This window comes from Cecembia lonarensis LW9, assembly GCF_000298295.1.
Classification (GTDB): domain Bacteria; phylum Bacteroidota; class Bacteroidia; order Cytophagales; family Cyclobacteriaceae; genus Cecembia; species Cecembia lonarensis.
The window spans coordinates 1-25,806 of sequence record NZ_AMGM01000034.1; the positions used below are offsets into that span (position 1 = coordinate 1).

The window sequence follows — 25,806 nt, forward strand, 5'->3', positions numbered from 1 at the left end:
AAAGTAGCAAGAACCAAGAGACAGTCACGAAGACTGTCTCTTCGTATTTCAAATATTAGGCTTGAATTTTTCCACATAATTCTCCACGGGAGGTAAAGACTTTAAATAGGCAAAAATGGCCTCCAGATCACGTTCTTTCATGCCGGCATACATTACCCAAGGCATGATGGTTTGGAATTCACCTGGACCCACTTTTTCCGGCACATAATGCTCTCCATACATTTTGAATCTTTGCACAAACATTTCAGAAGTCCAGTTTCCAATCCCACTAGGATGGGGGGTGAGATTGGGAGTTGTCAGTATTCCATCAGGAAATTCAAAAGACCTACCTCCGGCCAATTTTTCACCAACATAACTTCCATTTTCAAATGCCGTGTGGCAATCTGCACAGGCAGAAGCATTGACCAGATAGCCTCCATAGGCCACTTGATCATTAGGGTCAGGTTTTTTGGTAAAAGAAGCTTTGGCTGGCATGGTCCTTAAAATCAAATTGAAGGGGAAATCCGCTTTTGATTTGGGATGATTGGTTTCTATGGGGTCTAATGTTCTCAAAAAGGCAATGACAGCTTCCACATCTTCAGGATCAATCAAGCCATAACTATGATACGGCATGACTGGGAAAATTGGGCTTCCGTCTTTCCTTACCCCTGTTGTGATAAGACGAAACAATTCTCCATCGGTCCAATCACCGACACCATAAGGAGTAATATTTGGGGAGATAAATACACCTGGGAAACCCATGGTCTGATCAAATCTTTCACCACCTGAAATTTCTGTTCCCGGAACTGGTGGACCAGAGAATAGGCTGTAGTCCCTCACTGAATGACAATCTACACACATCATCACATGGTAAGCCAGATATTTTCCATGCTCGACTTTCTCAGGGGTAATTTCTACTTTGAGATCTTCAGGAGCAGGTCCCACATTGGGTAGGGCAAAACTGATGTAAGAAACCGCTGCAATGATTACGATGAACAATACACTGACAGCATAAGCCAGAATTTTTAAAAACTTTTTCATAATGTCGACGGGTTTGTTGGTTTTGAATGTGGGATCCAATTTCCGTAAACCTGCTTTCAAATGAATCACCCATTTGGGTGATTTTAAAAGCTGACCAAAAAATCAGAAGCTTCTTAACTTATGAATCAAATCGGTTCTGTTCAGTGCATTGGTCTTGGAAAACACGTTTTTTAAATGGGTCTTTACTGTGTTTTCACTCACAAAAAGTCTGGCAGCTATTTCACTATTGGTGAGTCCTTCTTCCACAAGTCTTACAATCTCACTTTCTCTATTGGTGAGTGGACTCAATAGTTTGGTATTAATTTTTTTGAAATCCAGCTCTAAGCTGGGCCGGATGATTTCTGGCTGAACCAAAACAGGGCTGAGTTTTTCCTTTTTTCTGAATTTAAAAAAGTAATAAACTGTACCCAAAGAGGCCATGACAAGAAAGATAATCAGAAAAATGAATCGGCTTTTTTGAGACTTTTCTTTAGCCAATTGTAATTCCTGCATTTGGATGATTTTGTCTTTTTCAATCGTCTCAAATCTTGCCTGCATTTCTTCAATCGCCCATTGGCGCTGTTCATTATTGATGCTGTCATTGATACTGTTATAAGCCTTCCAATAGGCAACCGATTGGGAGGGCTGATTGAGTAATTCATAGGCAGTTGCCATTTCCCTATTTACCTGTCTTTGAAGCTCTAACCTTTCGGTTTCTTTAACCATTTCATAAGCCTCAAGCAGTTTTTGCATGCCTATTTCCGGAGCACCGGAACGCAATTCTATCATACCTAAATAGGTCAAGGCGGATATTTTTTCGAAGACATTAGAAGGTTTTAGCTTTTTTAACCCATCATTCAGGAAGGTTTTGGCATCCTCGTATCTATCTAAATTGTAGTAGGCAACGCCTTGGCCTATTTTTACCTCTGCAAGATTGTGTTCCTGCTTGGTGTTTTGTAATAATTTTTCAGCATCAGAAAATTCCTGAAGACTTTTATCATAATCATAGGTGTAAGAATGGAGTAAGCCTAAGTTATATTTGGAGTTAATGATGCCTATGGTATCTTTATTTGCCATCTTTATTTCTAGGGATTGTTGATAGATGTCCAACGCCCTTTTAAAATTTCTTCTTTGTCTGTGGATGACGCCGAGGTTATTGAGACTTTGTGCAATTCCTTCCTGATAATTTATTTTTTCCGAAAGTGTAAAGGCATCTTGATAATAAGCTATGGCCTCTTTTAGTCTGCTTTGATAGTAATGGGCTACTCCTAATGCGTTGATTAATTTGGACATACTTAAACTATCCTGAATTGCAAAGGAAATTTCATAAGCAGCCTGAAGTGAGCTTACGGATGCCTCAAAATTGTCCATAAATTCTTCTGCAAGTGCTTTTTGGTAAAGCGTCCAAATTTCCCCGCTGGGAAATCCCAGCTCTTTGGAAAGCTGTATTCCCAATTCGCTGAAGTATAGGGCGGAATCCAAATTTTTATCCAGATAGTAAAAAGCCAAGTCCCTATAAATCCAAACCATTTGAGTATCCCTTTTACTTTTTTTTAAATCATCGAGTAATTGAGGGATTTCATTTTGAGCGGATAATCTAAAGGTTATCAGACTTGTAAATGTCAATAGATAGAAAAATCTTGAAAAATAGGACTTTTGATTTTTAATATTTCTGGACAAATCAACCTTTTCCATGGTTATTTATTGATTTAATAATGAAGTAAAATCAGATTTTCAAAACTTTTATTTCGGTTTAATTTGTTTATAGAGAAAAAAATACTGAAAAATATGGAGTAAATAAAGCTTTTGTTAGTTTTTTTCGGCCGCGTTTCCTTTCTTTAAAAAATCAATAAGTGCTTTAATTTGGTGGAATTTGGTTTCATTTTTCCCATCCTTAAAAATCAACTCAAAGGGGTTCTCTTTCAAAATTAAATTTTGGTCTTCAGGTAATGTAGTGATATGGTTTTTTATTAAGGCCAGTTCAAGCCATTTTTTGATTGAAGCAGGGCCATCAATGTTGATTTTTAAAATTTCAACTTTCCTTTTGATTTTTCCGGAATCCCGGTCAAAATAAAGTTGATGGGATGGGAGTAAGAGGTCTAAGTTTTGCTGAATAATCAAATCCTCAGGTAAACCGGAAACCAATGGGCTGCCACATGGCATCAGCCAGAATTCATCTGCAGTTTCTATGGCTATTTCCAAGTCATGGGTGGTGATCAAAATGGCCTTGTTTTCTTCACGGGCGATACTTTTTAACAGGTGCATGATTTCCAAGCGGTTTACCAGATCCAAATGGGCGGTAGGCTCGTCCAATAATAAAATTTCTCCATCCTGTGCCAAGGCCCTGGCAATCATTACTTTTTGCAATTGTCCGTCACTCAATTCAGTAAGGGGTCGATCGGCCAAATACAGAATATTTGTTGCTTTAATGGCATTGTCCACCTTATTTTGATCTTCAGGCGCTAATTTTCCCAACCAGCTGGTATGTGGGATGCGCCCAAGCTCCACCAATTGTCTGACGCTAATTGAGCCCAATCGGATCTTGTCTGTGAGCACTATTGCGATTTTCTTGGAAATTTCCCGCAGACCGTATTGCTGAATGGGCTTGCCTTCCAAGTAAATCTGCCCATGAAGAGGTGGCAACTGACCCATGATGGTTTTGATCAAGGTGGATTTTCCGACCCCATTGGGCCCCAGTAGACAGGTAAGTTTTCCTTTTTCCAATGCAAAATCAAGATTTTCGGCAATGGTATTGACCTGTTTTCCCTTTAGGTAGCCTAAGTTCAGGTTGGACGCGGTCAATATGATTGGATTACTTGCCATCAGAATTCTTTGGAAAAATTTCTACGTAAAATCAACCATATCACCATAGGCGCCCCGATAAGGGTAGTTACCGCATTGATGGGCAAGGTCTGTGCAGATCCCGGGAGTTGGCTGATGGCATCGCAAAGTAGCAATATAATCGCCCCCACCAATGCAGACCCTGGAAGTAGAACTTTGTGGTCTGCCGTTTTGAATATCAATCTGGCCATATGGGGTACTGCAATTCCAACAAAAGCAATTGGGCCACAAAAAGCTGTTGCACTTCCAGCCAAAATTCCCGTGCTGATGATCATTGCCCAGCGTAAACCTGAGATATTAATGCCCATGCTTTCTGCATAAGCTTCTCCCATTAACATGGCATTGTAGGATTTCACCCTATATAGTACAGGAATAATCCCAATGAGCGAAGCAATAGAGAAGCCGGTCAATTGAGCATAGGAAGTGCCTCCCAGACTGCCCATGGACCAAATGGTAAATAATTTCAATTGCTCTGCCTCAGAAAAGTAAGCCAACACAGAAATCAATGCCGAAACTGCAGAACCAAACATTAGGCCGACAATCAGTAGGGTCATGCTGTCTTTTACCTTCCAGGCGGTTAAGCTGATGAGGAGAAGTACCAAAATACCCCCCAAACTGGCAGCCAGAATGATGGACCATATGCCCAAGCCTCCCTGATAAATGGCCCAACCAAAAGCGGAACTTGCCATCAACAAGATGGCAACACCCAAACCTGCACCTGAACTGATGCCCAACACATATGGGCCAGCCAATGGATTTCTAAAAAAAGTCTGCATTTGTAAACCACTTACCGATAAACTGACCCCTGCCAAGATAGCGGTCAATGCCTTGGGAAGGCGATATTCTATCAGGATCGTTTCCCATGAGGTTTTTGGAAGCGGTTTTCCTATCAGCCTACCTGCAATTTCCGAAAATGGGATTTGCACCGAACCTATGGAAAGGTTCAGTACAAAGAGCAGCAAACAAAGCAGCAGGCCCAAAAGGAAAAGCAGGTATGGGGGATTATTTTTCATCCAATCGGGTGTAAAAATAAAGACTATAATTGGGCAATTGCTCCGGATAAAGAATTTTGATCAAGTCCTGCAAGATCAGATCAGGGCGTAGATAACCCAGTTCGAAATACTCAATACCACCTGTCGCCCCTTTCTTGAGTGTGTAAGTATATACCTTGCCTTCCTGAAAAGCTTTGAAATATTGATACCTAGGATCAGCCTGTCCCATATCAAATAGTGTTTTATGGTCTGCAGCGCCAATCCAAATGCTTGCGTCTTGGGCTTTTTCAAGTACGTATTCATAACTCAACTGAAGACTTCCTGTGCCTGGTTGGGTCTTAAAAATATAATCTCCACCAGCCGCCTCTAATAATTGAGCACCCCAACTTTCCGCCCCAGGAGCATACCAAATGTCATTGTACATGATCCCCGATATTACTGTTGGTTTGATGTTTTCCCCATCTTGAATAAGTTCAGAAGCGTTAAGATAGGCCATTTTTATTGCTTCAAAAATGCTGTTTGCCTTTTCCCATTTCCCTAACAATGTACCTGTAAATTTGACCCATTCTGCCCTGCCCAATGGGTGTTGTTCCAAATATTCCCCATTAATCGGAGCGGCAATCCCCGCCTGTTTGAACAATTCCAAACTTCTCAAGTCTTCTCCTAAGGTTGAAATCATGATCAAGTCTGGCTCTAGGTCCACGGCCAATTCAAAATTGGTTTGGGCCCCTCTGCCCAAATCCTTTATCCTATTTTGGGCAATTAAGTCACGTACCTTTTCCGAAGAAATCAAGTCGAGGTTAGGGAAGCCCACCAATAGTTCTGATTGATCCAGGTACTCCAGATGCGGGATATGGGTGGTGGAAGTAAGTATAACCTTTTCTACAGGCAAAGTAATGACTGCGTCAAACTTTCCTTGCGGTTTATCACTCTCTTTATCCTCTTTAATCAAATATCTAAAGGGTTCATGGCTTCCGGGGAAGGCCTGCGAAACTTCGATCAGTTTGTATCCATTGCCCTGAAAAACCTTGAATCCCTTGGCAAATTCCATAGGGATTTCTTCCAGATCAACATCCAATTTCCCTGGTGGAGCATGGCAGGAAAAAAGAAGAAAGGAAATAGAAAAGATAATTAAAAGGATAGTCTTTGATAGTAAGCCACTCATGTTGAGGATTTAAATTTTAGTCTCAAAGATAGTCAGTTAGATTAATTTTAATATGTTTGCAAAAGGAAAACGGTTCCCGAACCTTTTTGAAGCTCGGGATTAAAAGGGAATCCGGTGTAAAACCGGAGCTGTCCCCGCAACTGTAACCCCATCCTGCACTGCAGGTTAGTGACTTGCCATCCGCTAAGCCATTGCTCCGATTGATCGGTGTGAGAAGGCCGGTAAGTCCAGGGAAGCCAGGAGACCTGCCATTTTTCTCCATATTCAAAGCTTTCGGGTGAAAGGCTGAGGTAAAATCTACTGATATGACTACTTTCTTTGCTGTATTTTCATCAAGAAAGCAAGCGCATTCATTTCATTCTATCTCAATGATTTACACGATGTGGCTTTGGATTAAATAAGTGTTTCACTTCATTTAATTCGAAAGGCATTGATGGTTTGGTTGTTTTATCTAGTTCTGGGTTTCAATTCCTTGGATTCGCAGGCAGCTTTTAGCGAAAAGGCTGTAAGTCGATTTCTTGCGTCTTCAGTATTGCTTGATGAGCAGGCAATAGGAGATACAGTAGGATTGGAAGTGGTGGAGGTATTTTCTCCATCTTTGGATAAGTATACCTATGGGCAACAGGTGAAAACCATCAATCAGGAAGATCTAAGGGACTTTCAGGGTTTGGGTCTGTCTGAATTGTTACAGCAGCGCACAGGGCTTTTTTTGAGGCAATATGGTCCTGGCATGTTGGCCTCACTTGCCATAAGGGGGACTTCTGCCGGTCATAATGCGGTTTTTTGGAATGGACTGCCCATCAACAGTCCCTCTTTGGGGCAAACAGATTTTTCCATTTTGCCGGTAGGGGCATTTGATGAAGTGCAATTGCACTTTGGGAGTGGAGGCGCTTTGTACGGAACGGATGCTATCGGTGGTGCGGTTCATCTGAATTCCAAACTGAAGTTTGGGCGGGGGCACTCGCTTCAGACGGATAGCAACTTCGGTAGTTTTGGAAGGTGGAACCAGGAGCTTCAATATACCTTTTCTAATGATAAAATTTCTTTGCGGACAAGGGCTTACAGAAATATAGCCGAAAATGATTTTCCATTCCGGAATTTATCCAGACCAGGTACCCCTCTGGAAAGACAAGAACATGCAGCTTTCCAACAGGAAGGATTCTCCCAAGATCTGGCCTTTCAAATTAAGCCGAATCAGTTGATAAGTAGCTCCTTTTGGTACAATCAAACCGAAAGGCAAATTCAGCCGGTCATGGGTTCCAATACCCAAGATTTGCAGGAGGACAGGAACCTGCGTTGGGTCTTGGATTATTTCAATTTTAAGGAAAATAAAACCTGGAATTTTAAAACCGGATTGGTCAAGGATCAATTGAACTTTAATGCCAGCGAAAACAGTACAAGCCAGTTCTTTCTAATCGGGGATTTGGACTGGAGTATCAGTCCTGTTATCTCAAGCAAATCAGGAATACGCTATACCCATGTCCAAGGTAGATTAAGTTCCTACGCAGCGGAGGAAAATAGAATAGAGCTTTATCAAAATACCAATTTACATTTGAGGGAGGACCTTAATGTTTCTATTAACCTTCGTCAATTTATTTATGATGGGACATTTGCACCCTTTACCCCAAGTCTAGGGGCTGAGTGGAAGATTTTTTCCCAATCCAAAAATGAATTGAAACTACAAGTAAATGGTGCCAGGAGCTTCAAAATCCCCACTTTAAATGACAGGTTCTGGGAACCGGGAGGAAATAGGGATTTATTGCCGGAGTCTTCCTGGAGTGCTGAGTTGGGCTTCTCTCATTTATTCAGAATGGAAAATCTTCAGGTCAACCAACAACTCACTCATTACCGGATGTGGGTGGACAATTGGATCATATGGTTGCCAAGAGGGAATTTTTGGTCTCCCGAAAATATAAGAGAGGTTCATAATAAAGGATTGGAATATACTTTAGATGCCATTTATAAAATGGGTAGTTGGGGTTTAGAAATCCAGGGAAATTACAACTGGGTAAGGGCAATCAATCAGACCAATACCTCTGAAAATGATAGGAGTATTGGCATGCAACTGCCCTATACACCCATCCATAAATTTCAATCACTTTTAGGTGTAAGCCGTGGACTGTTTCAAAGCTATATCAACTATCACTTCACCGGGTCCAGATTTGTCACCACGGACAATATATCCCAATTGCCTGACTATGCCCTTTGGGATTGGGGCCTTAGGATGGGAGAGTGGGAGTTAGGTGCAATTCAAGGGAGGCTGGGCTTTCAGATAAATAATGTTTTTAATACTTCTTACGAAGTGTTACGCCTTAGGGCCATGCCGGGAAGAAATTATCAATTAAATATACAAATCAGACTATGAACAGATTAAAGCAACTCTTCGGGAAATTTGGAATGGTATTCTTGTTACTGTTTTTTATCAGCGCCTGTATGGACGATAATCCACCAATTCCATTAGGAGAATTTGAAAAAGGGGTATTGATTATGAATGAAGGAGCTTTTGGTGCCAATGATGGTGAGGTGTTTCATTATGATCCTTCCTCAGGTGAAATCAAGGCAAATATTTTTGAAAGCAAGAATGGAAGACCCTTCGCAGGGCTATTACAAGATATGGTTGCAGCAGAAGGTAGGTTGTATCTGGTTGCCAATACAGGAAAAGTAGAGATCGTGGATCCTAGGGATTTTGCCAGTATGGGAGCTGTAAGTTCGGGATTGGATATCAGTCGGTCCATAGTTGCAGCCAATGAGAAATTATACATTTCAGATTGGGGGCCTTATGATGCCAATTTCAATAGCCCAGACTCTTACATAGCAGTTGTAGAAAGCCTTAATGGAGGTGAAATCAGCCAAAAAATCCCGGTATCCAGTAGACCGGAAGGCATGTTTATGGTTGGAAATCAGCTATTGGTTGCCTGCACTGCAGGTCAGAAACTGGATGTGATTTCCCTGAATACCGATGAAAAAACCAAGTCATTGGAAGTAGCAGGAAGGCCAACTGGGTTTTTTGAGGCAGAAGGGAGGCTATATTTGTTTGCTAGAGATGGCGAAAATGTGTTTTTCCATGAAATCAATAAGTCCAGTGTAGAAGTTATAGGAACAGTCACTGTTAACTTACCATTATCAACTTCTAATTTTGCCCTGATGGGTAATGGTGAAATGTTGATCATAACTTCAACGGGTTGGCCGGATTATAATGATGCCATTGCTAGGGTAAGCCTCAGTAACGGACAGGTATTGAATGCCTCTGTTTTTACTGGTTCTGGGCTTTATGGGATCGGTTTCCATAAAGATCGGGGAGAAATTTATGTGACGGATAATAATGGTTTCCAAGGTAATGGCACAGTGATAATTCTAAATAAGGAAGGTCAACAGCAAAAAACCTTTGTAGCGGGACGGGGGCCTTCAGGTTTTAAATTCAATTAAGGTTTAAACCATAGTAACAGATGAAACGGATAATTCCTATTTCATTGGCCTGGTTGGGGGGAAAAGATTCAGCCTATGCCCTGTACCACCTGAATATGACTCGTGGCTATCAAGTTGTTCGTCTGCACACCACATTTGGTGAAGAGACAAAAAGGGTGGGACTGCATGGTATCGATGAATCTTTGATTCAAAAACAGGCAAGTCTGCTCGGTCTTCCTTTGTATAGTATTTATTATCCAGCGAGTGGGGACAATCAGGCTTATGAAAAAGCCATGGCAGAATATTTAGAACAGCTTAAGCTTGAAGGGATTTTTCATCTTGCCTACGGAGACATCTTCTTGGAGGACCTCAAGCAGTATAGGGAAAAGCAATTGGAGAAAGCAGGTGTTCAGCCTGTTTTCCCGCTTTGGGGAAGAAATACGCTTCAATTGATCAATGAATTCATCCAATTGGGGTTTATGACAGCGATCTGTGCAGCAGACGCCGATAAGGTCGGTGAAGGCTGGTTGGGAAAGGTATTGGATAAAGAATTTCTAGACGCTTTGCCCCCTTCTGTAGATCCCTGTGGAGAACATGGGGAGTTCCATACTTTTTGTTTTGATGGCCCCATTTTTTCAGAAAAAGTACCCATTGAAATGGGTGATACCTTGAAGAAAAGTTATTCTTTTAAGGATAATAAAGGTAAGATACACAGCAAACAATTTTGGTTTAAAAACATTAAGCTGATAGATTAGCATTTAGTAGTGCCTCTTCTTTATTGTCAAAATCTAATGGTTAAATCGCAGAAAGATGTCAAATAATGCCTTATATATCGTAACCGGTTCAAGTAAAGGGATAGGACAAGCCTTGGTACAACAACTTCTGGAGAATCCGGATAATCAGGTTATCGGAGTAGCCAGATCCCAAGAAGCGTTGCCTCATCCTAGGTTCCAAGCCATAACCATAGACCTTTCCAATTTTCAGGAAATTTTGGACCATATCAATGGAATATTTCCGGAGGGGGACTTTTGGAAAGTGGTCCTGGTCAACAATGCGGGATGGATAGGGGAGATTGAGCATTTGGGGAAGATGTCACCGGAAAGTATATATAAGACTTTTGTCCTGAATACCATTGCGCCCACCCTATTGATGAATGCCTTTATCAAAAAATATGGGGATCAAAAAGATAAGCAGAGGCTTATCATAAATATAAGTTCTGGAGCGGCAAAGAAAGCCGTTGATGGATGGGCCTGCTATTCTTCTTCCAAAGCGGCCATTAATATGCTGAGCGAAGCAGCAGCTCTTGAGGCGGAGTTGGATGAAACCGGAATAAGGGTATTTTCTGTGGCACCTGGGGTGGTAGATACGGCTATGCAGTCTGATATTCGTGCGGCTGACAAGAAAGCGTTTTCCTTATTGGATAAATTTGTAGGCCTAAAGGAAAACCAACAACTCAGTACGCCGGAGTATTCTGCTTCAAAACTTATTGAATTGATGGATAAGCCCAATAAATTTCCTGCAGTTTTGCAGGATGTAAGGGAATATTGATTTTCATAGCTGTTACAAATTAAAGATTTAAAAAAATAAATGTTGCGCTGCCGAACAGTTAAGGTCCGCTACCATTGACAGAACTTCACGCCCGTCACCCTGACGAAGGAAGGGTCTCCCAAAATATGGGGGATCCTTCATCCTTCCCGCTTAGCGGGACAGGCTGTTCCTCGGATTCAGGATGAGGGTGGGGAATGTCATTACCTTTCTGTAAATGCCAAATTTTAAAAACTCAGCATGACGCGTAATTTTGTCATTACCCTTTCTGTATTTTTTCCAAAATGTTAAAAACTCAGGATGACGGATCAAGTGACGTCATTGCCTTTCTGTAAATAACAAATTTTAAATGTTTATCCGATTTTTTTGGGATAATCAAAGAACCAGACCTTAGCTTTTTTGGGGCTGATTTCTGACCAGTTTTCAATGTCCAATTTGAAGCCAAACTGTCCTGAAGTGGGCAGGTTGTCTATTGCTCCTCCCAGATGATGGATCAGCTCGTTGAATCCAGGGTTGTGTCCAAAAATAAACAATGTATCGATAGCTTTCTTTGTTTTTTTGACCTCATTGAGAATACTGTTCACTGAAGCATGATAAAGCTTTTCTGTAAACGCTATATTATTTTTTGGGAAGTGGAGGTTCTCAGCGGTAATAAGAGCGGTACTTTTAGCGCGTTCTGCATCTGATGAAAGCATGGCATCCGGGTAAATTTCTTTCTTTTTCAATCTTTGGGCCATTCGAGGAGCATCACGGTAGCCCCTTTCTGCTAAAGGTCTCACATGATCATTCAAAAAAGGATCATCCCAGGAGGATTTGGCATGTCTGATTATCACTAGCTTCTTCATTTTAGCAATTTAACAAAATTATTTTTTGTTTTTTAAGGAAGTATATTTACATTTAAAATACATTTAACCACATAATTCTAATATTTATCATGCTTACCGGAACAGTTAAATTCTACAATGATGCCAAGGGATTCGGATTTATAGTTGATGACGAGTCACAAAGCGATGTTTTTGTCCATGCCACTGGCTTAGTAGACAAAGTAGCCCAGAATGACAAAGTAACCTATGAAGTAAAGGATGGGAAAAAAGGCCCAAATGCTATAAATGTTAAAAAGTTACAGTAATAGTATTTATTCAGGTTATTAAAAAAGGCCCTTGAGTGGGCTTTTTTATTTTCTTATATTCTTTTTCTCGATCCGGTTCAATTCGGACTGAAGTTTTTCTTGATTTATCCATTGACCACGTAGCATTACACCACTTATGTTTCTCAATTGATTTAAATCTTCCAAGGGATTTCCTCTGAGTAGGACAAAATCTGCTGATGCATTTTTTTCAAGAACTCCAAAATCACCCTCCTGGTCAAAATAGCGTGCAACATTTCTCGAACCGGATCTCAAAATATCCAAGGGTCTCATTCCAGCATCGTGCATGGATTTAATTTCATTATGAATAGAAAAACCCGGCACATTGAATACCTGAGGAGAGTCAGAACTCAATAGGATTGGTACATCTGCATCATATAGCGTTTTTAATAGCATCTGTCGGAATTCAAGGTATGGTTTGACATTTTCTTCTTTAAGTACACCTTGGTTTTCCAATAATTTTTTCTGATTTACCCATTGTTGTACCTGAATTCCCGGCATGTATTTCATATCCTCTTCCAATCTGAATTCATCGGCAGGTATATATCCGAAAAATCTTTCAAATAACGTAAGTGTCGGGGCTATCCAAGCTTTTGTATCTAGGGTAAGTTGAACCAATTGAGGAAGTTTGCTTAAGTCTGCTTCTTGTACTAAAAGCATGCTGAAAGGACCTGCAATTTGTGGGTCTAAACGTGATTTGTCGACAATGAGAGCCTCAATATAGCCATCAATATGTTCTACAGAATGGTATCCATTATTTAGGGAATTTTCAAGCCCTACATCAAGGGAAACATGCCCTCCAAATTTAATCCCTACCTCTTTGGCAGTATTGGCTATGGCGAGGAAACGGGGCATATCCAATCCAGGATGGAGCTTCAAGTGGTCAAATCCCGCTTGATGTTGTTCCTTGACCATTTTAGCACCTATTTCCGGTGATTCAACAGACGAACCGTTAAGAGATGGGCCGGCTGCAAAGATTCTTGGGCCAGTTATTTCACCTATTTCGATTCTCTTCTTTAATTCCAAATGAGATGGGTGGCCTATCATTCCCCTTACATTCAAGATCCCATTGGCTAAATAAAGCCACATCACATCTTCGATGTAGGAAAAATCATTGGTATCCGTTGTAGGTATATGGGAATGCATCTCTGCGAGTCCTGGGAAAACATAGCCACCCATACCATCAATAGATACGAGTTCTCTCAATCCAACAGGAATATTGCTTTTTGGATAGAAATCAATGATCAGACCATCCTTGATATGTATGGTTTGATCTTTTTTTACCGATGTATCATCCAAGGTGAGGATATGGACATTTTTCACCAGTAGTTCTTGGGCTTTCAACCCTGTGGACAGGAAAAACACCAAAATTGTAAGGGATATCATCGTGTTGAATGTTCTCATATGGTGCGGGATTTATTTTTCAAAGAAAGCCAATCTGTATGAACAGGAAGTTCTTGAGGATCATCTTTTCGGATATATGTATGGGCGCCGAAATAGTCTCTTTGGGCCTGAATAAGATTTGCTGAGGAGTTTTCGGTAATCCGGCCTAATAAGTAATTCAACCCGGCAGACATGGAAGGTAATGGGAAATCATGCTGTAAGCCCAAACCAACCATGTAGGCAAGGTCCGGTTTCCATTCTTTGATTTTTCCCATCATGGCTCGATCCTCTATAATACTTGGGCTATTTTTGAAAAGTGTAGCCAACTCTTCCATCAAACTGGAACGAATGATACAGCCATTGGTCCAGACTCTGGCAATTTCTGAAAAATTTAATTCCCAATCCAAAGCTTTTGACACTTCCTGCATCAAATGAAATCCTGTTTCGTGATTGATGATTCTGGAAAGTGCATAAGCATTTTTTAGATGGTCTAATAGCAGTACTTTGTCTTCAGCAAAAGCCCCAAAGCGGTGATTATATAACTTTGCAAACCTTGTCCTATCTGATTTATTAGCTGATAATTGTCGCGCAGTCACAGCCTCAAAGAGTGCACTATAGGGAATTTGAAATTTAAGGGCAGTAGAGATAGACCAAGTTCCAGTACCTTTTTGTTTGGCTTGATCTAGAATAAGATCCAATAAGAATTCATCATTTTCTTTAGTTTCAAGTATGTCGATTGTAATTTCCAACAAGAAGCTTCTCAGTCCACTGGATAGCCAACCTTTCAATACCTTTGCGGCGTCCTGAGGACTCAGCTTTAATCCAAAACGGAGTAGATGTACCGTTTCTGCGATAACTTGCATCTCGGCATATTCAATGCTATTGTGCACCATTTTAACAAAATGACCTGCTCCATCAGGTCCCACATAAGTAACGCAAGCTTTACCTTGGGCATCTTTAGCAGCAATTTTTTGAAAATAAGGATGCAGCATTTTATATGCTTTTTGATGGCCTCCAGGCATCAGCGAAGGGCCTTTTCTCGCCCCTTCTTCACCACCTGAAACACCCATAGGTAGAAAAGCAATGCCTTTTTCAGTAAGTTCTTGAACTCTTTTGTTAGAATCTTCATAGAATGAATTGCCACCATCTATAAGGATATCCCCTTCTTTTAAAAATGGCAACAATTGATCGATTTGCTGGTCAATGGACTTCCCTGCCGGAATCATCAATAGGATTTTTTTTGGACTTTTAATATCAGCTAAGAAATCATCCAGCTTATCAAAGCCTTTAAGTAATGGAAATCCTTTGTTGGAACTGGCGAAGTCACTTGCGACATGCTCTTCCTTTCCAGGCACATGTCTATTGTAGACGGCTACAGGAATGCCTTTCTCAACAAAATTCAAAGCAAGACTTTTCCCCATTACCCCCATGCCGATTATGCCAATATGTGAGGGTGCTTGAGTGGTATGCATATAGTCAAATATTATTTTTGCCATCTCCTCTGGGCTATTGTTGATGTCCAAATGAAGCCCATATGCCGGCTGTTCCCAGGTTTCTAATTGAGAGTCAAGGAGTCCGGGTGGCATGTAGTGATTTTTTCGCTTTTTCAATCTTTCTTCCAGGATCAACCGCTCTCCCTGAAGATGTATCCAGTAAATTTCAGGAATGGATTGAAGGATTTGCCTGTAACTTTCCTTCAATGCGGAGCATGCCAAGACAGCACCTCCACCTCTCTCCCAGTCTTGTATTTTTTCCGCCAAATGCTCGAGCCAAGGTATTCGGTCATGGTCACTGAGGGGGATACCCTGGGACATTTTTTCCACATTTTTACCAGGGTGAAAGTCATCTGCATCAAAAAAAGGCAGATGGGTTTTTTCTGAAAGGAGCGTGCCAATGGTAGTTTTACCACTTCCTGAAACACCTGTTACGATAAATATCATGTTCTAAGTTAAGAAAATTAATTATTTTCACCTTGCTATCTTTATGGTTATGGATCCCCAAATAGGAATTGAATCAGCTCATTTTTACTCAAAAAAAGTTGGAGACTTACATTATCGGGGCCTACTGATTTGCAACGGTCAAAGTACGGTATTTCAAGTAGCGGCTTTAATGGCAAAAGAAAAGGTTTCCTGTGCCTTTATAGGAGGTTCAGAGGGTGAAATTGAAGGCTTTGTTACTGATATTATACTCAGAGACCGCGTCTTGGCAAAAAACCTCAAGCCTGGTATTGCAGTCAGGGAAATCATGGATACGGGTATTTTTCATATTGAAAAAAACGCACTTTTATACGAGGCACTGCTACAGATGTTTCAAGCCAAAATCAGGTACCTGTTGGTGAAAGAGGACAACCATTTTGTTGGTTGGATCAGTAGAAATAAGATTTTAACAGAGCAGTATCAAGGCCCTTTTATTTTTATACAATCTTTAAAGCAGGCATTGGATGTGGAGGAGTTAAAGCAAAAATGGCGTATAGTGCCATTGATGGTACACCAATTGGTGGAAAAGGGTATCCGTGCCTCCATTATCAATCAAATTGTTTCGGCTGTGACCGATACGATTACACAGCGGGTAATAGAAATTCAGTTTGATCAAATGGGGCAAGCACCGGCAAATTTTGTATTTATTGTTTTGGGTTCAGAAGGAAGGGGAGAGCAGACTTTAAAGACAGACCAGGACAACGCCATCATCTATGAGGATAAAGCCAATGAAAAAAGAGAACTTGTCCGTGCTTATTTTCTTGAGTTTGCGGAAAAGGTATCCACCGAATTAAATGACATAGGCATTGATTTTTGCAAAGGGGACTTTATGGCCAAAAACCCAAAATGGACCCACTCGCTTTCCCACTGGAAAAGAAATTATGAAAATTGGATTCAGCAATCTACTACTGAGACCATGATGAAATATGCTACATTTTTTGATTGTAGGGCTATTTTTGGGGATTATGATTTGTGGGAAGAGCTAAAGTTGTTTATGGGGCAGCAACTCTTGAATCCAACAGAGAAATTCTTTATGAATTTAGGGTGGAACGCCCTTCAATACGAGCCTCCGTTGACTTTTTTTAAACGCAACATCAAAACTTTTAAAATTGACGGAGAAGAGCATTTCAATATAAAAAAAGCCATGACCCCAATAGTAGATTTAACCAGGGCTTTTGCATTGAAGCATAGGATTTTTGAAACCAATACAGGAAAACGAATGGAAGCTTTACGGGATCTGGGCATATTTTCAGAAAAAGAAACCAAAGAACTCTCACATGCCTACTATTACCTCATGTCATTAAGGTTAGAAAAGCAGGCACTTCAAATCATTGAAAAGGGTCAAAGACCAGTCAATTATGTTGCAATCAATCAGCTTACAAAAGTTCAGGTTGTAACTTTGCTAGAAATATTTAAAGTAATTAAGGAGTTTCAGCTTAAGATTAAAATTGAATTCACAAAAAATATATTTTAATTAATCAAATTTATCTTTTATAAAAAATTTATAAAAGTGTATGATTTTTACACAAAGTTTTTTTATTTTGTAAAAAATAAAACCAAAACGCGCAACTATGCTCAGCAACTATCCCCTTTCTGATGTTGAAAAAGCCTTTCAGGCTGAGTCTGGAATTACTTCTATCAATTCTAAAATCCCTTATCTTACTGTTGATAACTTTCCTAAACTAGGGTTGATTACAGCATGTAGATTTCTGGAGTGGGCTGCGGAAAACCCTCAGGGGGTAATCAGTTTGCCTACAGGAAAGACCCCTGAATACTTCATCAAGTGGAGTCAATATTTATTGGAAAACTGGGAGAGTAAAAGGGGGAAGGAAATCAGGGAAAAGTATAATTTGGGAAAGACCAAAAAGCCAGTGCTTAGTGAACTTACCTTTGTACAGATTGATGAATTTTACCCGATTTCATCCAAACAAAACAATAGTTTTTTCCACTACGTCAATAAATTTTATTTAGAGGGTTTCGGACTTAGTAAGGAAAAAGCCATCTTAATCAATTCAGATGAAATTCCATTGGCTGGAGGCAAGCATTACAAAGAAATTTTCCCTGATCTTAAAGTGGATTTATCATTAAGGTTTAGGGATCCCCTAAATCCTCTCGAGAAAATGCAACAGGAATCAATTTATCTAATAGATCAGTGGTGTGCTGAATATGAGCAGCGTATCAGGGATTTGGGTGGTATTGGTTTTTTCCTGGGAGGTATTGGTCCAGATGGTCATATAGCTTTCAATACTAGAGGGTCCCACCTTTTTTCTCCCACCCGATTGACAGAGACCAATTTTGAAACGCAGGCAGTAGCTGCAGGTGATCTAGGAGGCATTGAGGTTTCCGCTAACCGATTGGTTATTACAATAGGTTTGGAAACAATTACATATAACAAAGAAGGAGTTGCGATCATTATAGCAGCAGGTGAGGCCAAGGCACAGATTGTAAAAGATTCATTGGAAAGTAACTTGAGTAACGTATACCCTGCAACGGCACTTCAGAAATTGAAAAATGGCAGGTTTTACCTTACCAAAGGTGCAGCAGTACGTTTGACCGATTCTGTGGACAATTATTATAAAGCCGGTGAGTGGACTTGGGAAAAAACGGAGCGTTCTGTCATTGAGCTTTGCAAGAAATTAGGGAAATATGGGCATAGACTAAAGCTTGAAGATCTTAAAAATGACAAATATACCTCGCTAATTCCTAACCTTTCCGAAGACACGGTTAATCAGGTAATGCAGAGCACTGTTGAAAAAATCAATAAGGGCACATCAAAGGAGAAAAATGAGGTCATATTACATACGGGCCCTCATCATGATGATATTTCTCTTGGTATTTTGCCCCATATCACCAATCAGTTGCAGGAGAATACCAATGAAGCACATTTTTCAGTACTGACATCTGGCTTTACTGCAGTTACAAATACTTTTGTGATTGATACATTGCTTCATACAAAAAAATTGCTGGATGAAGGTCAAATTCAGATGGTGCATTATGATGATTTTTTTGAAATAGGCTATAAACTCAAAACGGATAAAGACGTTTACCATTACCTGACGAAAGTTGCTGCTGAGGATACAGAAGGCAGAATGAGAGGCTTGTGCCACAGGGTAGTAAGGGCCTTGGTGGAAATTTTTGAAGTAAAGAATAAGCAAAAATTAAGAGAGACCATCAATGATGTCATCAGTATTTTGAGAAACAGCTATGATGGAGAAAAGAATCCCTCGAAAATTCAGAAGCTGAAGGGGATGATTAGGGAGTTTGAGGAAGAGCTTGTATGGGCGCATTTTGGCGTACAGGTCAAAAATGTTCATCACTTAAGACTTGGTTTCTACACCGGGGATATATTTACCGAGCAGCCAGATAAGAAAAGGGATGTCGAACCAATTGTTGACATGTTTCGAAGGGTCAACCCAACAAAAATCTCCTTGACCTTGGATCCGGAAGGCTCAGGGCCTGATACACATTATAAAGTATTACAGGCAACCGCCGAAGCGGTAAGGCAGTGGGGAGAGGAAAAGGACTTAAGCGAATTAAGGATTATTGGTTATCGAAATGTCTGGTTTAAATTTGAGCCTCATGAGGCCAATGTTATAGTCCCTGTTTCATTAGGGGACATGTCCGTCATGGAGGATTCTTTTGCAAACTGTTACCTTAGTCAAGTCAATGCCTCATTCCCCAGTTATTCCCATAATGGTAAATTCAGTACAGTGGCAAAGAGGGTTTGGGTGAGTCAATTGAATGACATACAATTACTTCTAGGTAAAAACTATTTCTACCTTCATGATACCGCCAAAGTAAGATCAAGCCATGGTTTGATATTCTTTAAGGATATGAACGTGGAGGAGTTTTTGGCACATGCAAGAGAGCTTGAAAAATCAATTGAGGGAATGTTGTAAAAAATTCAATTTTGAATGCTTGGTAAGGAAGGAAGGTTTGTTTCTTTCTTCTTTACTTTTCTATAAACCTATTAACCATAAGCGAAATGCTCACAACCTCTCAAACCATTTTGGGTCTTGATATTGGAGGAACTACCATGAAGGCAGGTGTACTGGTTCATGGTAAGTTGGAGGATATCAGAAGCATCGATACGCCCTCTTTAGAAAGCCAGGAGTGTATTTTAGAAACCATTGTTGACTTTATATCCAATTATTTGGTTTATGATTTTTCGGCCATTGGAGTAGGGATTCCTGGATTGATTGATACAGAGAAAGGAATAGTGCTTAATTTGGCCAACATTCCGTCTTTTACCAAAGTACATTTGAAAGACTTTTTGCAAGAAAAATTTAACAAGCCTGTTTTTATTAATAACGATGCAAATTGTTTTACGTTAGGCGAGTATAAATTTGGGGCTGCTCAGATATACAATCATGTAGTGGGGATTACTTTGGGAACAGGCGTGGGAACGGGTATTATCATGAATGGTCATCTCTATTGTGGACATCATTGTGCTGCAGGAGAGTGGTGTTCTGTACCTTATTTGGAAAAAGATTTTGAGTATTATTGCAGTAGTAAATTCTTCATCAGAAAATATGGTAAAAAGCCAAAGTCATTGTACAAAAAAGCCCTGCAAGGCGACTCAATAGCCATTAAAGCTTTTGAAGAATTTGGATTCCATTTAGGTGAACTCATAAAAAATGTTCTTTATGTACTGGCACCTCAGGCAATTGTTTTGGGAGGATCTATCCGAAAGGCTTATCCTTTTTTCAAAGAAAGTATGTTGGCCAGTATCTCGCAGTTTAAATATCCTTCTGTGAGTTCCAATTTAAACATCCTCATTTCAGATTTAGATGAAACAGCCATTCATGGTGCAGTGGCTTTGGTGGACGAATTCTATGTTGCCGTCAAGACAGTTTAAAAAAATGCCTGATTAAGATTTTATTTCACATGTCTAATCAGGCTTAATTTTTCTATTATTTCTCAAAATATTATTTGGATTTCGGGATTAGGTTTCGTCTCTGCAGCAATTTATTTGTAAATTGCACCTTTATTAGAGCTAAGAAAGTTATGATTTACAATTCTATCATTGAGACGATCGGAAATACCCCTATGATTCGATTAAACAAAATCAATAAGGGGATAAAGGGTGATATCTTGGTAAAGGTTGAATACTTCAACCCAGGAAATTCCATGAAAGACCGAATGGCAGTTAAGATGGTAGAAGATGCAGAAAAGGAAGGGATTTTAAAGCCTGGTGGGACCATCATTGAAGGAACTTCAGGAAATACCGGTATGGGGCTGGCTTTGGCAGCCATTGCTAAAGGATATAAATGTATTTTCACGATGGCTGATAAACAGTCTAAAGAAAAAATAGATATTCTTAAAGCAGTAGGCGCAGAGGTGATCGTTTGCCCCACCAATGTAGCCCCAGAAGACCCTAGATCTTATTATTCTGTAGCAAAGAAGCTTAATCAAGATATTCCTAATTCATTTTACCCCAATCAATACGATAACCTATCTAATGCTCAGGCTCATTATGAAACTACAGGCCCGGAAATCTGGGAAGATACAGAAGGGAAAATCACACATTATGCTGCAGGTGTTGGTACTGGAGGGTCAATGTGTGGGACAGCCAAATTTCTTAAAGAAAAAAATCCTGGCATCGTCACAGTGGGCATCGATACATATGGTTCGGTTTTTAAAAAGTATAAAGAAACAGGAGTTTTCGATGAAGATGAAATCTATCCCTACTTGACTGAAGGGATTGGCGAAGATATTCTTCCAAAGAATGTAGATTTTGACATGATTGATCATTTCATCAAAGTAACTGATAAAGATGCAGCGGTCATGACAAGGAGACTTTCAAGGGAGGAAGGCCTTTTTGTAGGTTGGTCATGTGGGGCTGCTGTTCATGGCGCCTTGGAATATGCCAAAGCCAATCTTAAAGAGGGAGACCGGATGGTAATCATTCTCCCTGATCATGGTACGCGATATCTAGGTAAAATTTATAATGATGATTGGATGAGAAATCATGGCTTTCTTGAGGACAAAGCTTATGGGACAGCTAGGGATATTATTGCCTCTAGAAATGGCAATTATGAATTGGTGGTTTCGCAAAAGTCTGACAAAGTAAAAGACGCCATTTTCTTGATGAACAGTAAGAGTGTTTCGCAAATCCCTGTCATGGAAGAGGGGCAAGTGATAGGAAGTATTACAGACAATAAAATACTCAGTAAAATTATAGATAATCCTGCATTGAAGGATGCATCGGTTTCGGATGTAATGGAAGACTCTATGAAATTCGTTGCTTTGGACAGTACTTTGGATGTGCTCTCCTCAATGGTAGACAAAGAAAAAGCAGTGCTGGTGAGAGATGATCAGCATCAGATCCATATCATTACCAAGCATGATATTTTGGAAGCGATTACCAAGCTCTAAAAAGTCTGATGCCATATGAGTAAAGATAAATTAGCTGGCTTAAGGGCTAAGGGATATGATTTTGACATCAATAGTATCCTCGAGAGAGGATTTCGGATGTTTTTGGTCCAACCGCTTCTCAGCATTGCTTATACCTTGCTGATCATTACGATTCAGTTTATGTTTGCTATGTATTTGCCAGAGTGGACTTTTTTATATGCTTTGTTACTAGCACCTCCCTTGTTTACCGGGTTTTATTTTGTAGCCAATAAAATTAGCCAAAACCAAGCCGTTGTTTATCCGGATTTTTTTAAAGGTTTCAGCGTAGCTTGGGCTGTAATAACCATATGGCTAATTGGTCAGTTAATTACTGCCTTGGGTATTTTCGCCTTTGTTATTCCCGGTATTTATTTGGCGGTTGCTTATAGTTTTTCCGTGTTGATGGCCATCTTTGGTGGCTTTGATTTCTGGACAGCCTTGGAAGAAAGTAGAAAACTGATTACCGTTAGGTGGTGGAAGTTTTTTTTGTTTTCACTGGTTTTATTACTCTTCAACGTGATAGGAGTACTCACCCTGTTTATCGGGTTGACAGTAAGTTTGCCTGTGACATTTTATGCCACATACATTTTGTTTGAGGATTTAACCCGGGATATATTTGCCGAGTAAGTAATTTAATCCAAAAGGAAGTTGTTGAAAAAGGTACTTTTCAAGCCTAACCAGCCGAGAAAAAAGAAAATTCCCCAAAATAGGTAAGCCCGATAAAAGTCCACCGTTTCTTTATATCTGGATTCGATGATTTCCGCTTTTTCCAAAGTATCTATTTCATCAAAAATGTTTTCAAGAGCCGTATCATCTGAGGCCCTATAGAACCTTCCTCCTCCAATTTCTGCAATTTCCCTGAGTGTGGTTTCATCTAGATAACTCTCAATCATCTGTGGCCTGCCAAAAAAATCTACCCCATATGGGACCATACCATCTTTGCCAACTGCAATGGTGTAAATCTTAATGTCCAGGGCAGCGGCAAGTTGGGCAGCAAAAATGGGATCAACATTTCCTGCATTATTTTCCCCGTCACTCAGGAGAATCATTACTTTGGATTTAGATTCCGACTCTCTCATGCGGTTGGTTCCTGCAGCCAATGCGCTTCCAATGGCAGTACCTTTAGCATCCATCATATTAAAGGTGATGTCCTTTACCAAGTCAGTAAGCAAGGTATAATCTGTGGTAAGAGGGGCAAGTGAATAGGCCTCCCCGGCAAAAATGACCATCCCGATTCGATCCCCAAAACGTCCGTTGATAAAGTCTATTGCAGTTTCTTTGGCCGCTTCAAGCCTGTTAGGCTTGAAGTCTTGAAGGTCCATGGATTCTGAAATATCCAAGACAATCATGATGTCAATCCCTTCGGTGTATTGCTCAACCCGTTCGTTAGTTCTTTGAGGTCTTGCCAGTGATATTATCACCAACCAAGTAGCCATTAAAAAAAATAAGCCAGGGATTAACCTTAAGTAAGTCCATGGATTACTTTGAGAGACGCTACCGGGTAGGGAAAGCTCCAGTACAGGATTTTTTAAAAATTTAATGAATTTACGAAGCATAAAAAGTAAAGGAATGATCCAAAGCAAATGTAAGGCCCAAAGGTTTTCCCATTCAAATGAACGAAGGGTTTCAGGCGAGAACCAATAAAAAGAAAAAAAATCAGCAATATTATTGACGCTCATCGGTGAGGGTGATTTTTTGTTGGTAGGAATCGGAACAAATTTTCCACAGGTTTTGGCAAGCTTGGGGTAAATCTTCACTTGTTTTCCCCGCATAGATAATCATTTCAATATCCCTGAAATCCTTGACAATTGCTTTGTTTTCCAAGAATTCGGCAATTTCGGTTGTTGTCCACTCCCTGAAGGGTTTGGCTTTAAGATGCTCCATGTAGGTTTTCCATAAGCCCAATAACTCATCAGCATGGTCCATATCGGGTTGTTTTTGGAAGGCTCCTTCAGCTTCTCTCCATCTTTTTTCAAACCTTCTGTACCGTCTTTTTTCCATCCAAATATCCCACTTTTTCTGAAGCTGATTGCCGAAGAAAAAGAAAATGGCAAATGCTAAAACCAAGGCAACTACAAACATGGCTATCCATAGAGGGTAATTGAATTCAGTGGGTATGGGTTGATAGATATTGTTGTCTCTGAATGCCAATTCCTCAGGAATTTGATCAATTACAAGCTGTAATGCAAGGGAGGAGGTAAGTGGCTGATGAGTTAAACTATCATATTTGAAGACTTCAAAAACCGGAATGGAGAATTCCACTACTGGGTCTAATGAGAAGTTGGAAACATAATAGACTGCGCTGTCCAAAGTGATGCCTCCTTGGGTGGAGGATATAAAAGTTTTCTTTTCCAGAAGAACAAAAGGAGAGTAATCAAAGGTTGAGTCTGGAAATACGATATTGTGCCCAGGACCATATTTCGCTTTCAGGACATAGGGTATCCGTTCTCCAAGTTTGGCAGAGTCTTTCATAAACTGTCCTTCCACTTGGACTTCCTGAGCCCAAAGGACGAAGGGTAGGATAAAAGCAATTAGCGTAAAGACGATATGTTTCAATATATTAGCCACGTTTCATGGTACGGTTTCTTCTTTTGAACAATTCAATTAAGGGAAGGACGATGTCTTCTTTGGTATTGATATTGAGGTAATTGATCTGATTTTTTTTGCAGATTTGTTGTAAATGTGTCCTTTCTACTGTAAAGGTATCAGCAATTTTCTTAGAAAATGAACCGAAGGCAGTATTTACCCAGGTGGTTCTTCCTTCTTCCTTGTCGTATACAGGAATGATACCTAATGAAGGCAATGCTGACTCTCTTGGGTCTGTAATCTGTATGGCTACCAAGTCATGCTTCTCGGCAAGCGCCTTGAAAGGTCTTTCATATCCTTCATCTATAAAATCAGAAATAATAATGATGATACTTCTTTTTTTGATGTGGTTCAAGGCAAAGTTAAACATCTCCCTAAGGTTTGTTTTTAGAGATTTATTTTTGTGATGGAATATCCCTTGAATAATCTTAACACCTTGTTTGGGGCCTTTTCCAGGAAGAATAATTTTTTCTTTCTGGTCAGAAAACGAAATCAAACCTGCCTGACTACCTTCAAAAATAGCTGCCAATGTGAGTACTCCCGCAATTTCTTTTCCAAGATCGATTTTCTTTCTTCCTTTTTCCCCAATATCCTGTGAACCTGAAATGTCAAGTAGAAAATATACGGACTGATCCTTATCTTCTTTGAATGTTTTGACAAAGGTGCCATGCCCTTTGGCTGAGACCTTCCATTCAATGGTACGTACATCGTCTCCATATTGGTACGGCCTTAAGTCGTCAAACTCCAAACCAGCTCCTTTGAATATGGAGCGGTAGTCTCCTTGCAAGTGGTTATTAGCCACTTTGCGGATCATAATTTCATATTTGCGGAGTTTTTTGAGAAGTTGCTTCATCTATGACTTATTCGGGAGACTAAGTTAATGTACAACGTGGAATAATAAAAAACGTAATTGAAAAGCGCCCTTTTCTTTTCCTCAATTGGTTAAAATTTAAGATAATTTAAGAATGCAGATATGGAATGGGGTTTCTAAATCTGCTAAATATATTTATTAATCGTATTTTTACGACGTGAAAAAAATAATATCCCTGGTTATATTAATTACCACCTTACTCTCCTGTAACAAGCAACGCTTACCAGATGGAATTTTGGATGAGGATAAAATGGTTGATTTACTCATTGATATCCATCTAGCTGAGGGATTGGTCACCAGTTTTCCCATACATTATGACTCTTCCAGAATATTATATCCCCTATTTGAAAAAGAAATATTTCGAAAACATCAAGTGCCCGATTCAGTTTTTAGGAGGAGCTTTGAATATTACATGAGAGATGCAAAAGTAATGGACAGGCTATATGCAAGGACTATAGATTCTTTGCACGTTATTGAAAAATCAGGCAATCAATAAAACA

22 protein-coding genes and 1 riboswitch are annotated in these 25,806 nt (G+C 40.0%); of the genes, 11 read left to right on the plus strand and 11 right to left on the minus strand.

Annotated features, from left to right (window positions below; all coding sequences use genetic code 11):
* Positions 1-48 precede the first annotated feature (48 nt).
* From B879_RS11395 to B879_RS11415, 5 genes are all read right to left on the minus strand, one after another.
* Entirely contained in the window at positions 49-1,020 is a 972-nt protein-coding gene (locus B879_RS11395; RefSeq protein WP_009185333.1) for a c-type cytochrome, read from the minus strand.
* A 102-nt stretch (positions 1,021-1,122) separates the two neighbouring features.
* Positions 1,123-2,694, minus strand: coding sequence for a LuxR family transcriptional regulator (locus tag B879_RS11400; RefSeq protein ID WP_009185334.1), 1,572 nt, complete (start codon positions 2,692-2,694; stop codon positions 1,123-1,125).
* Between the two features lie 114 nt (positions 2,695-2,808).
* Positions 2,809-3,822 (minus strand): ABC transporter ATP-binding protein, encoded by a 1,014-nt coding sequence (locus B879_RS11405; protein ID WP_009185335.1) that lies wholly within the window; start codon positions 3,820-3,822, stop codon positions 2,809-2,811.
* The gene (locus B879_RS11410) at positions 3,822-4,853 is read right to left on the minus strand and encodes an iron chelate uptake ABC transporter family permease subunit (RefSeq protein WP_009185336.1); all 1,032 of its coding nucleotides are present in this window, start codon (positions 4,851-4,853) and stop codon (positions 3,822-3,824) included. The genes B879_RS11405 and B879_RS11410 overlap by 1 nt, the downstream gene beginning before the upstream one ends.
* Positions 4,843-5,997: an ABC transporter substrate-binding protein gene (locus B879_RS11415; RefSeq protein ID WP_009185337.1), complete on the minus strand. Its 1,155-nt coding sequence runs from the start codon at positions 5,995-5,997 to the stop codon at positions 4,843-4,845. Before B879_RS11415 ends, B879_RS11410 begins: the two co-directional genes overlap by 11 nt.
* A 53-nt stretch (positions 5,998-6,050) precedes the next feature.
* Positions 6,051-6,264, plus strand: a riboswitch (cobalamin riboswitch).
* Positions 6,265-6,430: 166 nt separating this feature from the next.
* Here B879_RS11415 and B879_RS11420 point away from each other — a divergent pair.
* From B879_RS11420 to B879_RS11435, 4 genes are read left to right on the plus strand one after another with little or no spacing between them, the layout of a single operon-like run.
* Entirely contained in the window at positions 6,431-8,362 is a 1,932-nt protein-coding gene (locus B879_RS11420) for a TonB-dependent receptor (protein ID WP_009185338.1), read from the plus strand.
* The gene (locus B879_RS11425; RefSeq protein WP_009185339.1) at positions 8,359-9,423 is read left to right on the plus strand and encodes a YncE family protein; all 1,065 of its coding nucleotides are present in this window, start codon (positions 8,359-8,361) and stop codon (positions 9,421-9,423) included. The genes B879_RS11420 and B879_RS11425 overlap by 4 nt, the downstream gene beginning before the upstream one ends.
* A 20-nt stretch (positions 9,424-9,443) precedes the next feature.
* Positions 9,444-10,157: a Dph6-related ATP pyrophosphatase gene (locus B879_RS11430; protein WP_009185340.1), complete on the plus strand. Its 714-nt coding sequence runs from the start codon at positions 9,444-9,446 to the stop codon at positions 10,155-10,157.
* Between the two features lie 55 nt (positions 10,158-10,212).
* Positions 10,213-10,950 carry an SDR family NAD(P)-dependent oxidoreductase gene (locus B879_RS11435; RefSeq protein WP_009185341.1) on the plus strand — a complete coding sequence of 246 codons (738 nt, stop codon included), beginning with the start codon at positions 10,213-10,215 and terminating at the stop codon, positions 10,948-10,950.
* A 350-nt stretch (positions 10,951-11,300) separates the two neighbouring features.
* On the opposite strand, the gene B879_RS11440 is transcribed toward B879_RS11435, so the two are convergent.
* Positions 11,301-11,792 carry a SixA phosphatase family protein gene (locus tag B879_RS11440; protein WP_009185342.1) on the minus strand — a complete coding sequence of 164 codons (492 nt, stop codon included), beginning with the start codon at positions 11,790-11,792 and terminating at the stop codon, positions 11,301-11,303.
* A gap of 89 nt (positions 11,793-11,881) precedes the next feature.
* On the opposite strand from B879_RS11440, the gene B879_RS11445 reads away from it, so the two are divergent.
* The gene (locus tag B879_RS11445; protein WP_009185343.1) at positions 11,882-12,076 is read left to right on the plus strand and encodes a cold-shock protein; all 195 of its coding nucleotides are present in this window, start codon (positions 11,882-11,884) and stop codon (positions 12,074-12,076) included.
* Positions 12,077-12,121: 45 nt separating this feature from the next.
* Here B879_RS11445 and B879_RS11450 read toward each other — a convergent pair whose 3' ends face one another.
* On the minus strand, positions 12,122-13,498 hold the full coding sequence (locus tag B879_RS11450; RefSeq protein ID WP_009185344.1) for an amidohydrolase family protein: 1,377 nt from the start codon (positions 13,496-13,498) through the stop codon (positions 12,122-12,124).
* Positions 13,495-15,417 (minus strand): NADP-dependent phosphogluconate dehydrogenase, encoded by a 1,923-nt coding sequence (gene gnd, locus B879_RS11455; protein ID WP_009185345.1) that lies wholly within the window; start codon positions 15,415-15,417, stop codon positions 13,495-13,497. The genes B879_RS11450 and gnd overlap by 4 nt, the downstream gene beginning before the upstream one ends.
* Positions 15,418-15,586: 169 nt before the next feature.
* Between gnd and B879_RS11460 the strand changes: the two genes are divergently transcribed.
* The 5 genes from B879_RS11460 (at position 15,587) to B879_RS11480 (ending at position 22,476) form a co-directional block, all read left to right on the plus strand.
* Positions 15,587-16,927: a DUF294 nucleotidyltransferase-like domain-containing protein gene (locus B879_RS11460; protein ID WP_238542124.1), complete on the plus strand. Its 1,341-nt coding sequence runs from the start codon at positions 15,587-15,589 to the stop codon at positions 16,925-16,927.
* A 97-nt stretch (positions 16,928-17,024) separates the two neighbouring features.
* The gene (locus B879_RS11465; RefSeq protein ID WP_009185347.1) at positions 17,025-19,352 is read left to right on the plus strand and encodes a PIG-L family deacetylase; all 2,328 of its coding nucleotides are present in this window, start codon (positions 17,025-17,027) and stop codon (positions 19,350-19,352) included.
* Between the two features lie 86 nt (positions 19,353-19,438).
* A complete protein-coding gene (locus B879_RS11470) occupies positions 19,439-20,311 on the plus strand; it encodes an ROK family protein (RefSeq protein ID WP_009185348.1) in 873 nt (290 codons plus the stop codon).
* A gap of 149 nt (positions 20,312-20,460) precedes the next feature.
* Positions 20,461-21,831: a pyridoxal-phosphate dependent enzyme gene (locus B879_RS11475; protein WP_009185349.1), complete on the plus strand. Its 1,371-nt coding sequence runs from the start codon at positions 20,461-20,463 to the stop codon at positions 21,829-21,831.
* Positions 21,832-21,846: 15 nt separating this feature from the next.
* Positions 21,847-22,476 carry a hypothetical protein gene (locus tag B879_RS11480; RefSeq protein WP_009185350.1) on the plus strand — a complete coding sequence of 210 codons (630 nt, stop codon included), beginning with the start codon at positions 21,847-21,849 and terminating at the stop codon, positions 22,474-22,476.
* A gap of 5 nt (positions 22,477-22,481) precedes the next feature.
* Here the strand turns inward: B879_RS11480 and B879_RS11485 are convergent, their stop codons facing one another.
* The 3 genes from B879_RS11485 to B879_RS11495 are packed head-to-tail and all read right to left on the minus strand — an operon-like array spanning position 22,482 to position 25,288.
* Positions 22,482-23,528: a vWA domain-containing protein gene (locus B879_RS11485; protein ID WP_009185351.1), complete on the minus strand. Its 1,047-nt coding sequence runs from the start codon at positions 23,526-23,528 to the stop codon at positions 22,482-22,484.
* Complete coding sequence (locus tag B879_RS11490; protein ID WP_157231601.1) at positions 23,515-24,417, minus strand: hypothetical protein; 903 nt, start codon at positions 24,415-24,417, stop codon at positions 23,515-23,517. The genes B879_RS11485 and B879_RS11490 overlap by 14 nt, the downstream gene beginning before the upstream one ends.
* The gene (locus B879_RS11495; RefSeq protein WP_009185353.1) at positions 24,410-25,288 is read right to left on the minus strand and encodes a DUF58 domain-containing protein; all 879 of its coding nucleotides are present in this window, start codon (positions 25,286-25,288) and stop codon (positions 24,410-24,412) included. The genes B879_RS11490 and B879_RS11495 overlap by 8 nt, the downstream gene beginning before the upstream one ends.
* Before the next feature lie 175 nt (positions 25,289-25,463).
* On the opposite strand from B879_RS11495, the gene B879_RS11500 reads away from it, so the two are divergent.
* Entirely contained in the window at positions 25,464-25,802 is a 339-nt protein-coding gene (locus tag B879_RS11500; protein ID WP_009185354.1) for a DUF4296 domain-containing protein, read from the plus strand.
* Positions 25,803-25,806: the final 4 nt, after the last annotated feature.

Bases quoted from the DNA above. Each gene is read 5' to 3' on its own strand.
- B879_RS11460 (WP_238542124.1), top strand. From the start codon at position 15,587: ATGGCAAAAGAAAAGGTTTCCTGTGCCTTTATAGGAGGTTCAGAGGGT.
- gnd (WP_009185345.1), bottom strand. From the start codon at position 15,417: ATGATATTTATCGTAACAGGTGTTTCAGGAAGTGGTAAAACTACCATT.
- B879_RS11465 (WP_009185347.1), top strand. From the start codon at position 17,025: ATGCTCAGCAACTATCCCCTTTCTGATGTTGAAAAAGCCTTTCAGGCT.
- B879_RS11470 (WP_009185348.1), top strand. From the start codon at position 19,439: ATGCTCACAACCTCTCAAACCATTTTGGGTCTTGATATTGGAGGAACT.
- B879_RS11430 (WP_009185340.1), top strand. From the start codon at position 9,444: ATGAAACGGATAATTCCTATTTCATTGGCCTGGTTGGGGGGAAAAGAT.
- B879_RS11420 (WP_009185338.1), top strand. From the start codon at position 6,431: ATGGTTTGGTTGTTTTATCTAGTTCTGGGTTTCAATTCCTTGGATTCG.
- B879_RS11445 (WP_009185343.1), top strand. From the start codon at position 11,882: ATGCTTACCGGAACAGTTAAATTCTACAATGATGCCAAGGGATTCGGA.
- B879_RS11480 (WP_009185350.1), top strand. From the start codon at position 21,847: ATGAGTAAAGATAAATTAGCTGGCTTAAGGGCTAAGGGATATGATTTT.
- B879_RS11410 (WP_009185336.1), bottom strand. From the start codon at position 4,853: ATGAAAAATAATCCCCCATACCTGCTTTTCCTTTTGGGCCTGCTGCTT.
- B879_RS11495 (WP_009185353.1), bottom strand. From the start codon at position 25,288: ATGAAGCAACTTCTCAAAAAACTCCGCAAATATGAAATTATGATCCGC.
- B879_RS11475 (WP_009185349.1), top strand. From the start codon at position 20,461: ATGATTTACAATTCTATCATTGAGACGATCGGAAATACCCCTATGATT.
- B879_RS11425 (WP_009185339.1), top strand. From the start codon at position 8,359: ATGAACAGATTAAAGCAACTCTTCGGGAAATTTGGAATGGTATTCTTG.
- B879_RS11450 (WP_009185344.1), bottom strand. From the start codon at position 13,498: ATGAGAACATTCAACACGATGATATCCCTTACAATTTTGGTGTTTTTC.
- B879_RS11440 (WP_009185342.1), bottom strand. From the start codon at position 11,792: ATGAAGAAGCTAGTGATAATCAGACATGCCAAATCCTCCTGGGATGAT.
- B879_RS11485 (WP_009185351.1), bottom strand. From the start codon at position 23,528: ATGAGCGTCAATAATATTGCTGATTTTTTTTCTTTTTATTGGTTCTCG.
- B879_RS11405 (WP_009185335.1), bottom strand. From the start codon at position 3,822: ATGGCAAGTAATCCAATCATATTGACCGCGTCCAACCTGAACTTAGGC.
- B879_RS11395 (WP_009185333.1), bottom strand. From the start codon at position 1,020: ATGAAAAAGTTTTTAAAAATTCTGGCTTATGCTGTCAGTGTATTGTTC.
- B879_RS11435 (WP_009185341.1), top strand. From the start codon at position 10,213: ATGTCAAATAATGCCTTATATATCGTAACCGGTTCAAGTAAAGGGATA.
- B879_RS11400 (WP_009185334.1), bottom strand. From the start codon at position 2,694: ATGGAAAAGGTTGATTTGTCCAGAAATATTAAAAATCAAAAGTCCTAT.
- B879_RS11415 (WP_009185337.1), bottom strand. From the start codon at position 5,997: ATGAGTGGCTTACTATCAAAGACTATCCTTTTAATTATCTTTTCTATT.